7 protein-coding genes are annotated in these 15,062 nt (G+C 62.7%); 5 read left to right on the top strand and 2 right to left on the bottom strand.

What is annotated here, in order from left to right; translation table 11 throughout:
* Positions 1-18 precede the first annotated feature (18 nt).
* Complete coding sequence (locus tag E3U47_RS16045) at positions 19-4,623, bottom strand: neuraminidase-like domain-containing protein (RefSeq protein ID WP_134692667.1); 4,605 nt, start codon at positions 4,621-4,623, stop codon at positions 19-21.
* A gap of 25 nt (positions 4,624-4,648) precedes the next feature.
* A complete protein-coding gene (locus E3U47_RS16050) occupies positions 4,649-9,265 on the bottom strand; it encodes a Tc toxin subunit A (RefSeq protein WP_167659494.1) in 4,617 nt (1,538 codons plus the stop codon).
* Between the two features lie 208 nt (positions 9,266-9,473).
* On the opposite strand from E3U47_RS16050, the gene E3U47_RS16055 reads away from it, so the two are divergent.
* The 5 genes from E3U47_RS16055 to glcF all read left to right on the top strand — a co-directional run bounded on the left by E3U47_RS16055 (position 9,474) and on the right by glcF (position 14,931).
* Positions 9,474-9,773, top strand: coding sequence for a DUF2388 domain-containing protein (locus E3U47_RS16055; protein ID WP_134692669.1), 300 nt, complete (start codon positions 9,474-9,476; stop codon positions 9,771-9,773).
* Between the two features lie 165 nt (positions 9,774-9,938).
* Positions 9,939-11,153, top strand: coding sequence for a M20/M25/M40 family metallo-hydrolase (locus E3U47_RS16060; protein ID WP_134692670.1), 1,215 nt, complete (start codon positions 9,939-9,941; stop codon positions 11,151-11,153).
* A gap of 14 nt (positions 11,154-11,167) precedes the next feature.
* Positions 11,168-12,667, top strand: a complete 1,500-nt coding sequence (glcD, locus tag E3U47_RS16065; protein WP_134692693.1) for a glycolate oxidase subunit GlcD — start codon at positions 11,168-11,170, stop codon at positions 12,665-12,667.
* Positions 12,667-13,713 (top strand): glycolate oxidase subunit GlcE, encoded by a 1,047-nt coding sequence (glcE, locus tag E3U47_RS16070; RefSeq protein ID WP_134692671.1) that lies wholly within the window; start codon positions 12,667-12,669, stop codon positions 13,711-13,713. Before glcD ends, glcE begins: the two co-directional genes overlap by 1 nt.
* Positions 13,714-13,722: 9 nt before the next feature.
* The gene (gene glcF, locus E3U47_RS16075; protein ID WP_134692672.1) at positions 13,723-14,931 is read left to right on the top strand and encodes a glycolate oxidase subunit GlcF; all 1,209 of its coding nucleotides are present in this window, start codon (positions 13,723-13,725) and stop codon (positions 14,929-14,931) included.
* The last annotated feature ends 131 nt before the right edge of the window (positions 14,932-15,062 follow it).

A 15,062-nucleotide genomic window follows, 5' to 3' on the forward strand; every position in this document is an offset into this window, starting at 1 on the left:
CGCCGAACCTGGCACTTTTCAATAAGCCGCAGAATCACTCGCTACCCTCGGCGACACGGTCTCGAGCAACTGTTTAACGTCCTGTTCAAATTGTCTATCTCCACGCAAAGCGTAATAGGCGACATGGACGATGACGTCGCTCAGACTCGCGAGCATGCCGCCTTGACGGTCATGCAGCGGCAAGTGCAGATGCCATGTCGACACTGCCCCGCAGCCCTCGTACGGTAGGTAGCGTTCATCGGACGGGTCGAAGTTGAACATTCCGGTGTCACGGTCTGCCATGGAGTGACAGGTACGCTGCCCCGGACGCAGGCTCAGCCTCACGTAGCGATCGTCACCCGAGCCTGGAGTTTTTGCCGAAAGGTGCTTCACGCCGTCGATATCCGCCTCGATCAACAACCGACTTTGGCTTTGGCGCAACTCGACGCGTACATTCTCGTAGGGGCCCAGCAATGCCGGCATGCTCAAGGCCACACTGTGCAATCGGCGTTGGTAATGACCGGGGTAGTCTTGGTTGTAGAGGTCTTCGGACAGCGTGAACCACAACTCGCCTTTGCCGGTGAGGATCGATTGCACGGTGTCCTTTGCCGGGTCATACGCCGTACCGTTCTCATCGCACACCAAGCCCTCCTGGAGCAATGCTTGCAGCGACACGTCCTTGCGGATCTCCAGTTGCCGCTCATTACGCATCAACCACTCTTGCAGCAAGCGCTCCAGGTCCATCTTCAGGTCGCCGAAGGCATTCAGGCCGTAGCGGTCGGCGCGCCACACCACCGGACGCAGGATCCGCGTGTCATAGCGACCGGTTTCGAATTGCCAACAGGCCTCGGCGGCATTGCACAGGCTGACGGCCACATCGAAACAGGTCGCATACCAACCAGAGGCCTGCGCCCGTAGCCAACTGTAAAGCGACGCGCTGGTCGACTTGTTCTGATAGAACTCGTGAAGCTGCTGGGCATGTGCCAGTAACTGACGGCTATGCAACAGCGCGCGGTTGGCGGCCAAGGTAGCGTGTTTCTGCGCCTGCAGTTGCTTGTCGATGGCCAGCAGGTTCTTTTCCGCCAGGGCGAACTGCAAGCGCCAATCCTGCTCACGACGCTGGTAGCCTGCCGTTTCGCGCAGTATGCCCGCCGCAACGTCCTCGGCGCCCGCCAAGATCTGCCCGCCATAACCCAAGGCCATCAAGGCGGCGCCGAAATTCATCCCGCCATTGGCCAGCCCGAATACATTGGGCGCCATGGTCAGCATTTGCCCGGCCGACTGCAACACACCAGCGCCCGTAGACGTCAACCGGGCGTGGCCAGCCAGGACCATCGCCGCGATTTCCTGGGCACTCAAGCCTTTTTCGAGCAGGGCCTGGTAATGATCGCGTTGCACTGTAACAACACTGCGCTGTGCTTCCAGGGCCTCCAGGGTTTTCGCTTGCTGTTCGTAGAGCTGCTCCTGAATACCGATGACATAACCGGCGATCTGCGCAGCATGCTCGAACTGCAAGGCTTCGAGCTGGGTGCGCTCCTCCATCTCCATGAAACCGCGCAGTTGCTCGCCGAACTGCATCAGCGCCGTCACGGTCTCCTGGGCTTTGGCAACCACCACGCGGAAGCGGTACGGCGGCACCAGCATGCGATGACCTTGCAGGTGCGAGGGGCCACCAGCACCACCCATGCGCGCCAACAACAGGTCGAAGGGGTTGGCCACCGGGTCGTACAACGGCAGTTGCATCAGGTTGCCGTCGATACTGAGGAAATGCCGCAGGTTGTATTGACGATGGTCGAGCACTTGCCATACATCCAGCAATTGCTGGTTGATGGGTAGCCGAAACGCAGGATGCGCCGCTGCGCCAACCCAAAGGAAGGTGTCCAGGCGCTTGGGCAGGTCCGCGGGCTGCACCGCCTGTTCGTGGCGCAACAGCGCGTGCTCATCGAGCCCGGCCTCGAGCAGTTGTGCGAGCGTTTGCGGTTCCCAGGTGCTGATCGTTCGGGCATCAGGGGTCTCGCCCATCAAGTCCGAGGCTCGGCGATACAGGTCCCAGGCCCTGGCCAGGCTGGCGCGCGTCTGCTGACGGTATTCCAGGTCCGCTTCATCGATCAGCAACTGCACGTACTGGATGAATACTGCCTTGCGGTAATGAGAGGGCGCGTGCAAGGCAATGACGTGGGGATCGACCAGCTGATGCTCGAGGCCGGGGGCGTCGGTATCGTCGTGCAACAACCAGGCACACCCCCAGTAGTCGACGCCCACCACTTCGGTTGGTGGCTGCCGGCGCTGCGGATTGAAGATCAGCCCCAGCCAGTCACGGGCCTCGGCGAAGCGCTGTTCTTCCTGCAAACGCGAGGCGATGGCATGGGGGACATAGAAAAACAGCTCGCGCAGGTAAAGACCGTAGGCATCGAAATAACCCAGGGCAGGATCCTCGTCGCTACGCTGCCAGCCCAAGTAGGTATCCCCCCGGAGCGTTGGCATGTAGACAGGCTCACGCAGGTGTTGCGCTTCCCAGGCAAACACTGCCTGGGGCGAGACTTCGGCTCGATTGATCAAGTCCGTGACTTGCTGCGAGTTGAGGCGAACGGTCAGTTTGTTTGCCGAACTGCCTAGATTGTCGAAGACCAGGAAATCAACGCCGCTGCCCTGCGATTCGAGATAGGGCACCCAGGCGCCTGTGGGGTCTGTATAGACGGCCACGGTCACGCTGAAGTCGTTATCCGGGCTGTTGTCTGCGCTGGGCCTCCAGGTGACATTGAGTGATCCGAATTGCGAGACTTCATATTCCACCCAGTCCGTGGCCGCGGCACCGTTGAGCGTCAGCTCATTTTCCCACTGCCTGGAGCCTATGCTCAGCTTCATTTTTTCGGATGCATCGTTTTGCGGGTGCACCGTGATGAAGTTGTTGCCGTTGACCAGCGGTGTCCAGTCGCCGCCTCCGACCTTGAACGTGAAACCCGCACCGTCTTTGATTTGCTGCAAGGTATAGGTGGCAAGCTGACGCGGGTTCTTCAGCTTGACCGGCTTCTGGGACTGCAACCAGCCATAAGCGGTGCCATTGAATTCGTCCAGGATCAGCTCGGTTGCCAACTCGGCGTGCTTGAGCACCACCGCCAACCCCTCTGTTTCCTTGGCAAGGGCGCAACTGAACCGCAGCTCATTGTTCGGACCGGTGCTGACTTCAACGCGCACCTGATTGCCGTCCTCGATGGTTGTGACGTGAGACAGGTACACCCATGCCGGCTGCTGAACTGTCCGTACTTCACTGCTGCGGCCACGCAAGGACAGCCAGTGCTTCGCGCCGCGCTGTTCGAGGTAAGCCTCCAGGCTCAGGTAGGGGTTTCTAGGTTTCAATGGATCAATTGGAGGATCGCGCTTGACGGACGTCAGCTCATACTCGGCGTCCGCAAGACGACGCTGCAGGTAGCGCTTGCCGGCGTGCGTTTTACTCGAGGGAAAGAAGTAGTCAAACAACTTGTTCCTGGCACCAACCACGAACGCGTCGTCTGATATGACACGCTTGAGCACATCACGCTGAAGGCTGAACACTTCCGTGGCGTTAGCCATCTCGACGTTAACACCGAACTTGAGGGCAACGAACATCTGGTCATCACTGCCACGAACGCGCTCCACCGCCGTGGCCACGAGTTGCGTGACGAACGTGGGCGCCAGCTCTTCGCCGTCCTTCTGCTTTACCGTCACAAACTCATCACGCGCCCACAGCACCTCCGGCGCGGACCACTGCTTGTCCAGGCCCACATAGATAAGCTGCAGCTTCAGCGGGTAACGCCAGAGCTTGTCCGGATCCTTTGGCGGATCTTCAGGCGGCTCCACCGGCACCTCGACACGCGCATCATGCTGTAGCCAAACCAACTGCAACCGTCCAGCAAACCACAGCAGCCGTGCCTCGAGCAGCGTGCCACCCGTGGGCACCTTGATCTCCTGCCATTCGCTCCAGGCATCCGGCAGGATATGCGTGGAGCTCCGATCCAAGCGTACCTTGACCTTGCGCCAGTAGTAACGAGGCGGGCTGGCGTTGTCGCTGCCCAGCAAGTAATAGTCCGAGTTGGCAAAGGTATAGCCGGTATAGTGGTCGCCATCCTGGTAGCCCCCCCGATAGTCGATGAAACCGGACTGGGCACGGATACTGTTTTGCTGTTCATACCCTTTAAGGTAGGTGCGCACGGCAGTGTAGATCGTCTCGTCCTTGAGGCGTCCCTGGCCTAGATCGACCGTCAACTGCTTGAACAACTCCGTGGCATCCAGACGCAGGTCGTAGCGAATGTAGTTTTCTGGGTAATCTTCCAGTTTCTGATACGCCGCCCACATCGAGTAATTCGACATGGCCTGTTCCCAGAACACTTTCAGTTCCGCAGGGAAGTCCGCGTCGTAACCGGGCTCGATATTGTCGAAGATCGAGTGGATATGGCTGACCGTGCAGGCCTGTGCCTCGGCCACGAAACTGGTGGTGACCGCCGACGTGGCTTGGGTGTCGGTCTTGAAATAACGATCCAGATGATCGGGCGTGATCATATTCAACCCCGATACGCCCAGAATGTCCGGCATGTAATGGTGCATAAACAGATCGCACAAGGCATCCCGCTCGTGCTCGTTCAATAGATTGCGCAGTGCTGTGTCCATGGTGACCTCGCAAGATGCTGCAGGCTTAGTGGTGGCGCGCCGTTGCGGGCGCCTCGGCAGCGGGTATCACCGTGATCTGGCACGGGATGGTCTTCTGGGCATGTTCGAAGCGAACGGCGAAACGCATCGTGGTGGTGAATTCCAAATCCACGTTTTTGCTGTCGATTTTCCAGCGCAGCCTGGGCTCGCCCTTCTCGAGCTTCTGCCAATCGCCCAGGACCGGGTCGAATTCCAGACCCAACGACCCTGCGGAGGGGCCTTCTCCGGATGCAAGGCGCACGTTCTCCCCGAGCTCCAGCAACCGATGCCCATCTGGCAGGACAAAATCCAGATAGTAGGTTTGGATGTCCTCTTTCGGCTCATAGAGGGTGAACGACGGGCCTTCGCCGACCGGCTCTACTCCGTTGAACCATTCGATCTGCTCATCCAGGGCAGGCACGATCGGAATTGACGGGAAGCTATAATCGGGCGTCGAATTCCACTTACGCAGGTGTCCATCCATCTCCTGCGTTAATGCCGGTTCTCGACGTGCAATGAACTGTGCGTGGGCATAACCATCGGGGCCAACCAAGGCATTGACAGCAGCTACGGTACGAGTAGAAAAGACCACGGGGAAATTGACCACTGGCCGGCCATCAGAGCTGAACACCTTCACGGCATACCTGACAACATCATCGCCTTCACGTACCGGCCATGTTGTCGGATCAACCCAATCGATCTGCGCGACGTCTTTCAAGACGTCTATCGCCAGACTGCCCTCCGAATCCGCGTGGCCCCCTTCAGGTTTTACGGTGACCGTCAATGTGCTGGCAACGCTGGCGACCAACGTTGCGCTAACCCATCCCGAGGCATCGCTTTCACTGCGCGCGTCTTTGATAGCCATACCCGCCGGCACATCCCAGGAGACGACTATTCCCACGGCCGGTTCACCATCCAGGCTAGAGAGCATGGCCCGAACCATTATGTCTTCGCCAACAACGGCGTGGGTGGTCTGCTTGAACGCACTTACATACGGCTGGTCGGCAAAACCTACGGTGACTTCCTGCAATGAGTTTTCGATAGCCGGGCAATGGTAGAGAACGCCCCCTGTCCCTTTGCCAAGGCCTCTCACCCTGACCGTACTGAAGCCCTCATGATCCGTAAGCGTGCGCCCGGTGCTATCGCGGAACGTCCAGTCATCCCTTTGCGTGGTCCAGATGACTTCCTGGTCAGCCGCCGGGTTTGCGTGTATGTCCATCACTCTTACACGCAGCAAGTGAGTACCCCGGTTGCCTGACAGTGGCCAGGGCTCACGGGGACGACTCTCGAGATCATCCAGCACCAGGTTGTCAGCATCGTAGCCAACGGTCACCGCAGTGCTCACCTGTCGACCCAGCAGGTACGTCGCGGTGATGGTGGCTACGCCCATCTTGCTACCGGCATCAAAAATGACTTGGGCTACGCCATCGCTGTCGGTGTAGCTGAAGTCGTCCTTCAAGATCCCCAGGTTGGTAGCCCAGTTCACACGAATACCCGAGACCGGAACCCCATCCCTGTCGAGCAAGCTGAAAGTGATTTGCGTGGCGGCAGTCACCTTAGGGTTGGCGATGAGATAATCTTGCCAGGGCTTGCAGGACGGCAATTGGCTTTGACGCAACTCTGCGTCGTTAACCGCTGCGCTGACCGGGCGTTCCAGGCTCACCAGCATTTCTTGCGCAGCCTCACGGTAAAGCTGGTGGTTGTCATGCATGCCGAGCCGACTCAGTTTCATCACCGACGCGGCGCTCAGGCCGGTCTTTGCGCAAAACTGCTGGATACGCGCCACCATCCACAACTGCGCCACATTGCGCACGATGCCATCGTCGCTGGCCTGCTTGGCAACGTCGAACACTTCGTTGATACCCCAGCCCAGCAAGGCAGCCACTTCCTCGGCGGCAGCCTCGCGCACCAAGCGCAGTTCGTTTCCACTCAGCGGGCCCAGCTCCTCGATCAACCTGAAGTAGTCCAGCACAGCGTCTTCGCTCTTGCGTGCCTGACGCACACAGCGGGTATAGCGTGACAGGAAGTACAGGGTGTGCAGGGTCAGGTCGAGGGAGAGAAGGCTGAAGTGCGTACGCTGTTGGCGTGTCAGCAGGCTGGTGAGCATTGCCGGACTCAAGTCGAACTGCACAACGACCTGTGCCAGCCGTTGCATCCGTCGCACCAACGGTAAAATGTCCTTCATCGTCTCGGAAATGCGGCGCGTGGGGACGAATTCGACCGCAAGGGCCAACAGCTCATGCACCGTACCAGCGGCCCAATACAGGATCGGCACCGCCAAGGTCGGGTCAACGCCAAGCAACTGGGAAACACTCTGCTGTACCAAACCCCACTGCTGCGTGCGAACACGCAACACAACGCCCAGGATCAGCTCGACGACCCGCTCGCTATCTTCGTCACCCAGCGCGACCTCGACCACCACCTGGATTTCCCGCTTGGCAAAGTTCTCGTACAGGACCGGGTCGAAATCCCGCGTCCCAGGACCGCTTCTGATAACCAGGCCGAGGGCATCGACGACCCTTTCCAGCCGGGCTTGCCAACGCTTGCCCTCCAGTGCTGGAACGCCAGCCTCCAACAACAGCTTGTCAATATCCGTGAACGGCGACACCTGGTTGGCCAACTCGATGAGCAACTCGCTGACCTCAACCGGAATGACATCCAATGTTTCCAGCGGCATGAGCTGCTGCACCAGCCAGCTAACCTGCAACCCTTCCTCGCGACACCACAGCACGCATTGGCTGACTGCATGAATGACACTGACCGTGTCGGTGTGCGAGGAAGACTGGTACGGGGTGTTATGCACCTGGCCGGTCAACTGCTTGAGGACCCGACCATCAGGGCTAAGCACTTCTAGCAAGGCCAGCAGCTCGATCACGCTGATACCGAGCAAGCGGGCCAGCAAGGTCACCCGGTAGAAGGTGCTCACCGTTTGCACGGAGCGTTTCAACACCGATCCCTCATGGAACTGCATGATCGCCCGCGCCAGGTAGCGGAACGCCTCCATGTTCAAGCGCAGGCCCCGGCACAATTGCTGCACAGTCCGCATGCTGTCGTCGTCGCTGCCCGCCAGGCTGAACGGCTCGTCGTCCAGCACCAGCGGTACGCTGTCGTCGAAATTGAAGACCCGATCGAAATGGCTGGGTGTTTCGCCTGGGCCGTACACCGCGATATCGCCAAGCAAGGTGGCGAAGTCCTCTGCCGTGCAAGCGAACTGTTCCCGCAGGTACTGGAACAGCCCCAAGGCACGAAGGGTAGCGGTGCCAATGCGCAACGGCGTGGCCTCGACCCGGGCTCGGCGCCTCGTGGGTTCGCCACGTCGTTGCGCATCGATGGCCGCGCAGAGCACCTGGTCCGCCTGCGCGGGTGACAGCTGCATGGCATTGGCCACCCGTATCAGGCGGTTGAGACGATCGCAACGTGCCGGGGTCAAGCCGAGGAAGTGGTTGTCGTTGTCATTGCTGTCCTCCTCCTTCTTGATGGGGCGTGCCACCGCGACAGGATCTGCACCATCGCTGTTGATGAAGCGTGCGCCAAACTGCATCGAGGCCTTCACCATGGGCGGCGGCCGCAGATTGCCAGAGACTATGGGCGTATGCTCGGCCAGCGCGAACACGGCGTTCATCTGGTCTTCGTCCATGTTCAGCACTTGGCAGAAGCCCTGCGTTGTCTGAAGGTCCGCATAGCTCTGGATGCCAAAATTTTCCTTGAAAAATCTGCCATCGGCCTGCGCCTGCGCCTGATCTTCATGAAGCGCCACACCTTCACCGAAGTACGGATCGTCAAGCAGCATGCCCCGCAGAATCGGCCCCAGGCCCGAATATTGCTGCAACGCCGTATCCGACCACCGCGCATGCACGCCGGAGTGAATGAAATAAGGGAAGTCGATGTCCCCCACTGCCTCCAGGTCGCTGATATGCAACTGGTTGTGCGCCAGTACGGTTTTGACCTGTTCGGTATAGAACTCATAGGGAAACCGCTGGTAGGGGTGGCGCACCGCGAGCAGTTTGTCCTGTACCGCGATGGGGTCGTAGGTGCCGGTATCCGAGTTGCCGGCGATGGCATACTTGAGCATGTTGATGACCACCTCGACCTGGGTGACCACACGATTGACTGCGCGCTCATCGAGCACCAGGCTGAGCACATCAGGCCGACGCTGGGCGAACGTCACAGCGGTGCGCGGATTGGCGCGCTTCTCGAGCTCACGCATGAGCAACTGCAGATCGACCAGCCAGGCCGTCGGCGAATCGGTACTTTCCATAGCACTAGGCTTGACCTGACCGTTCCACCCGTAGCCAAGCAACTGTTCCAGGACCGGCGCGGCTGGCTGCGCCAAGAGACCTTTGCGTTGGTCCCCTGCCTGGCCGCTGCCTGCGCTCAGGCGCGCCTCCCTGAACCTGCGCATCAGGGCGAAGAACGTCACATTCAAGCGCTCGCTCAGTTGCTTGGCCTGATTGGCGTCGAGCCCTGGCAGGCGAGCCATCAAGTATCCCAGGTCTGCCCGCTGCCAATTGAACATCGAGTCCTGGACGAGGACCTGGCTATCCAACGTGTCCGGCAGGCCAGGCAGCGTATTCAGCACACGCCCCACCACCGATTCCTTGCGATTGTTGTCAGCTTTTTCCACCACCGTGCCTCCACCAATGTGCACAGGCCTACACAGGGCAGGCATCCAAATGCTTTGGGTACAAATTAGTGCCTGGAGCGCGGCAAACCTACTGGTAAAAATGCTAGGTGGGGCGCCCCGCGAGGGGCCCGGGAACTCCCGGGCAAGGCTAAGGTTCTTAACAACATGCAGTAATTCCCTTGGGCTTCACCCTGTTGGAGGACTCACCATGCGCCGTTTACTGCTTGTTGCTTCGCTGTTGCTGCTGCTCCCTGCCGGCGCCGCGCTGGCCCGCGTCGATGCCGGTGACGTCGCCACCTCGGCCGGGGTCTCCGCCTCGTTGTACTCGACCTTCAAGGACGACAAACGCATCATCCCCGCCCGCGACGAACTGGCGGCCTTCGTCGCCAGCGGCGGGGCCATCCGTGGGGCGTACCTGGAGTCGGCGCTGGATCAGGCGCGCCAGGCGCACCCGGGCATGCAGATCAGCGACGAAGACCTGGCCCGCGCCCTGCTCTCGCAGGATTGATGCGTCCCGCCGAGCTTGCTGGCCCGGCTTTTTCGGTATTGCCCTGGACGCCCTCGTAGCCGTTGCGGCCACTGACTCGCCTGCAAACTGGCCCCCACCGGGCGTTCAGGGTCTACGCTGAACGGTTCATGACCACGCCATTCATCATGGACCGAGGCCTTGCCCATGCGTTTGCTAGCCACCACCCTCAGCCTTGCCCTGGCCAGCGCCCAGGCCGCCGACATCACGCCACAAGACCTGTTCAAGCAGGCCCAGGCCGAACAATCCCACTACCTGGAAACCCTCAAGAACCTGGTCGCGGTAGACACCGGCACCGGTACCGAAGCCGGCCTCAAGCAGGTCGGCGCCGAATTGGCCAAACGCCTCGAGGCCCTGGGCGCCGAGGTGAAAGCCACAGCGGCCACGCCCTCGGTGGGCGACAACATCGTCGGCACCTTCAAGGGCAGCGGCAGCAAGGACTTTCTGCTGATGGTCCACTACGACACGGTGTTCGCCCCCGGCACTGCGGCCAAGCGCCCGTTGCGCCTGGACGGCGCGCGCGCCTATGGCCCCGGCGTGGCCGACGCCAAGGGTGGCGTGGCGATGATCCTGCATGCGCTGAATCTGTTGCAGACCCAACAGTTCAAGGGCTACCGCACCCTGACCGTGCTGTTCAACCCCGACGAGGAAATGGGCTCGGCGGGCTCGAAGGCACTGATCGGCGAACTGGCGCGCCAGCATGATTTCGTCTTTTCCTACGAGCCACCCGACAAGGACGCCGTGACCGTGGCCACCAACGGCATCAACCGTCTGAAACTCGAGGTCAAGGGGCGCGCCTCACATGCCGGTTCAGCCCCCGAAGAGGGGCGCAATGCGCTGCTGGAACTGGCGAACCAGCTGCTGCAACTCGATGCGCTGGGCGACCAGGCCAAGGGCACCACGGTCAACTGGACCCTGGCCAAGGCCGGTGAAAAAGCCAACATCATCCCGGCCCTGGCCAGCGCCGAAGCGGACATGCGCTACACCGACCTGGCCGAGACCGCGCGGGTGCAAGCCGATGCCCAACGGATCATCGGGCAACGGCGGATTGCCGACACCCAGGTCAGCCTGGTGCTGGAAAAAGGCCGGCCGCCGCTGGCGCAGAACCCAGCGTCGACACAATTGGCAGCTACGGCGCACCAGCTCTACCGCAAGATCGACCGCAGCCTCGAGCCCATCGCCATGCGCTTCGGCACCGATGCCGGCTACGCCTACGTGCCGGGCAGCGACAAGCCGGCGGTGCTGGAAACCCTGGGCGTGGTAGGGGCCGGGCTGCACGGCGACGACGAGTACATCGAAGTCGACAGCGTGGCGCCGCGCTTGTACTTGAGCGTGGCACTGATTCGGGCGCTGGGGCAGTGAGCCACGCCAACAGCATGAGCATCCTCCACGACCAGCGCATCGACGGCGCGCTGCCGGTGGTCGACAAGCCCGCGTTGCTGGCGGCCCTGCGCGCGGCCCTGCCCGACCTGGAAATCCTCCACCGCGACGAAGAGCTCAAGCCCTATGAATGCGACGGTCTCTCAGCCTACCGCACGCTACCGCTGCTGGTGGTGCTGCCCGAACGCCTGGAGCAGGTGCAAGCGCTGCTGCAACTGTGCCACCAGCGCGGCGTGCCGGTGGTTGCCCGCGGTGCCGGTACTGGCCTGTCCGGCGGCGCGCTGCCCCTGAGCCAGGGCATCCTGCTGGTGATGGCACGCTTCAACCGCATCCTCGAAATCAACCCACAAGGGCGCTTCGCCCGGGTCCAGCCTGGGGTGCGCAACCTGGCGATCTCCCAGGCGGCGGCGCCCCATGGGCTGTACTACGCGCCGGACCCCTCGTCGCAGATCGCCTGCTCGATCGGCGGCAATGTCGCCGAGAACGCCGGTGGCGTGCATTGCCTGAAATACGGCCTGACCGTGCACAATCTGCTCAAAGTGCAGATCCTCACCATCGAGGGCGAACGCCTGGAACTGGGCAGCGACGCCCTGGACAGCCCCGGCTTCGACCTGCTGGCGCTGTTCACCGGTTCCGAGGGCCTGCTTGGCATCGTCACCGAAGTGACCGTCAAGCTGCTGCCCCGTCCACCGCTGGCGCGGGTGCTGCTGGCCAGTTTCGCCAGTGTCGAGGACGCCGGCCGCGCGGTGGCCGAGATCATCGCCGCCGGCATCATCCCCGCAGGGCTGGAGATGATGGACAACCTGGCGATCCGTGCCGCCGAGGCGTTCATCCAGGCCGGTTACCCGCTGGACGCCGCGGCGATCCTGCTGTGCGAGCTGGACGGCGTCGAGGCCGATGTGCACGACGATTGCACGCGGGTCGATGCCGTGCTGCGCCGGGCAGGCGCCCGCGAAGTACGGCTGGCCTGCGACGAAAGCGAGCGCGCGCGCTTCTGGGCCGGGCGCAAGAATGCCTTCCCGGCCGTCGGGCGGATCTCGCCGGATTACTACTGCATGGACGGCACCATCCCGCGCCGGGAACTGCCAAGGGTACTGCGCGGCATCGCCGCGCTGGCCGAGCAGTATCGGCTGCGGGTGGCCAATGTGTTCCACGCCGGCGACGGCAACATGCACCCACTGATCCTGTTCGACGCCAACCAGCCGGGCGAGCTGGCGCGCGCCGAGGCCATCGGCGGCAAGATTCTCGAGTTGTGCGTGGCAGTGGGCGGCAGCATCACCGGCGAACACGGCGTGGGCCGCGAGAAGATCAACCAGATGTGCGTCCAGTTCAACCACGACGAGATCAGCCTGTTCCACGCGGTAAAAGCCGCCTTCGACCCCAAGGGGCTGCTCAACCCCGGCAAGCACATCCCGACCCTGCAGCGTTGCGCCGAATTCGGCGCCCTGCACGTGCATCAGGGGCAATTGCCCTTCCCTGACCTGGAGCGTTTCTAATGGATGCCGACCACAGCAGACACCTGCTGGAGCAAGTCAACCAGGCGCTGAACCTGAGCACGCCACTGCGCATCCAGGGCGGCAACAGCAAGGCCATGCTGGGCCGACCGGTGGCCGGCGAAATCGTCGACTTGCGCGACCATCGCGGTATCCTCAGCTACCACCCGAGCGAACTGGTGCTGACCGCCCGCGCGGGCACGCCACTGCGGGAAATCGAGGCGGCGCTGGAGCAGGCCGGGCAGATGCTGAGCTGCGAGCCACCGCATCTTGGACCGCACGCCACCCTCGGTGGCATGGTCGCCGCCGGGCTGTCGGGGCCGCGTCGGCCCTGGGCCGGCGCGGTCCGCGACCTGGTGCTGGGTATACGCTTGATCAGTGGCCACGGCAAGTTGCTGCGTTTGGGCGGCGAAGTAATGAAGAACGTTGCCGGCTACGACGTCTCGCGGCTGATGGCCGGCAGCTTCGGCTGCCTGGGGCTGCTGACCGAAGTCTCGTTCAAGGTACTGCCCAAGCCACGCCGGTGCCTGAGCCTGCGCCTACCGATGCCGGCGCAGCAGGCCTTGGCCGCGTTGGCGCAGTGGGGCCAGCAGCCACTGCCGATCAGCGCCGCCTGCCATGCCGGCGAGGCGTTGCACCTGCGCCTCGAAGGCGGGCCGGGGTCGGTCCGCTCGGCCCATGAGCGGCTGGGCGGTGAAGTGATCGATAATAACTTCTGGCAACACTTGCGCGAACAGCGCCTGGCGTTTTTCGACGACCCGGCCCCCCTGTGGCGCCTGTCGCTGCCGATAGGCACCGGGCTGCTGGACCTGCCCGGACAACAACTGCTCGATTGGGCCGGCGCCCAGCGCTGGCTCAAGTCCGCCGCGCCGGCCGCGCTGATCCGCCAGCGGCTAGCCAAGGTCGGTGGCCATGCCACCGCCTATACCCCAGGCGACCACAGCAGCGCGCCACTGGCCCCGGCCCTGCTGCGCTATCACCAGGCACTCAAGGCGCGACTGGACCCCCAGGGCCTGTTCAACCCGGGCCGCCTGTATGCCGACCTGTGAGGCCCCACCATGCAAACCCACATGAGCGACGCCGCCCGCCAACTGCCCCGCGCCGAGGAAGCCGAGCGCATCCTGCGCACATGCGTGCACTGCGGTTTTTGCACCGCCACCTGCCCCACCTACCAACTGCTCGGCGACGAGCTGGATGGGCCGCGCGGGCGCATCTACCTGATCAAGCAGGCGCTCGAAGGCGCGACGGTCACGGCCAGCAGCCAACGTCACCTGGACCGCTGCCTGAGTTGTCGCAGCTGCGAGACCACCTGCCCGTCGGGGGTGGAGTACCACAACCTGCTGGACATAGGCCGCGCCGTGGTCGACCAGCAGGTTGCCCGACCACTGGCCCAGCGCCTGCTGCGCCACAGCCTGCGCGCCGTGGTGCCGCGGCCGGCGCTGTTCAAGGCACTGGTCCGCGCCGGCCAAGCGCTGAGGCCGCTGCTGCCTAGCAGCCTCAAGGCCAAGCTACCGGCCAACGCTGGCGGGCGACGCCCCGCGCCCCGTCACCCCCGGCGCGTCCTATTGCTTGAAGGCTGCGTGCAACAGGTGCTGGCGCCCAGCACCAATGCCGCCGCCAGCCGTTTGCTCGATCGCCTGGGCATCAGTGTCGAGCCGATTACCGAGGCCGGCTGCTGTGGCGCCGTAGACTACCACCTGGACGCCCAGGCCCAGGGGCTGGCGCGGGCACGGCGCAATATCGACGCCTGGTGGCCGGCCATCGAGGGCGGCGCCGAGGCCATCGTGCAAACGGCCAGCGGCTGTGGCGCGTTCGTGCGCGACTATGCTCACCTGCTGGCGCACGACCCCGGCTATGCCGCCAAGGCCGCCCGTGTCAGTGCGCTGTCGCGTGACCTGGTGCAGGTGCTCGAAGCCGAGCCGGTTGAACAGCTAGGCTTGTGCGCCGAGCAACGCCTGGCCGTGCACTGCCCCTGTACCTTGCAACACGCGCTCAAGCTCGGCGGCGCGGTCGAACGCCTGCTGACGCGCTTGGGCTTTCACCTCACCGATGTGCCCGACGGCCACCTGTGCTGCGGTTCGGCCGGCACCTACTCGCTGACCCAGCCGGTCCTGTCGCGGCAATTGCGCGACAACCGTCTTGCCGCGCTGGAGAGTGGCAGCCCGAACCTTATCGCCACCGCCAACATCGGCTGCCAACTGCACCTCGGCGGCGCTGGGCGCACCCCGGTGCGGCACTGGATCGAGATTGTCGAAGCCGCCCTGTAGGCACCGGCCTTGCACGCCAGCCTGAGCGAAAAAGTGCGGCGTACCTGGCGCGTGGCTGACGGGGATCAAGGCACAGTTCAGGCCGCTACCTTTATTTTCGGAAACCTCCTACCACAAGTACGGACGCTTCG

This window comes from Pseudomonas sp. RIT623, assembly GCF_004519305.1.
In the GTDB taxonomy this organism is placed as follows: Bacteria; Pseudomonadota; Gammaproteobacteria; order Pseudomonadales; family Pseudomonadaceae; genus Aquipseudomonas.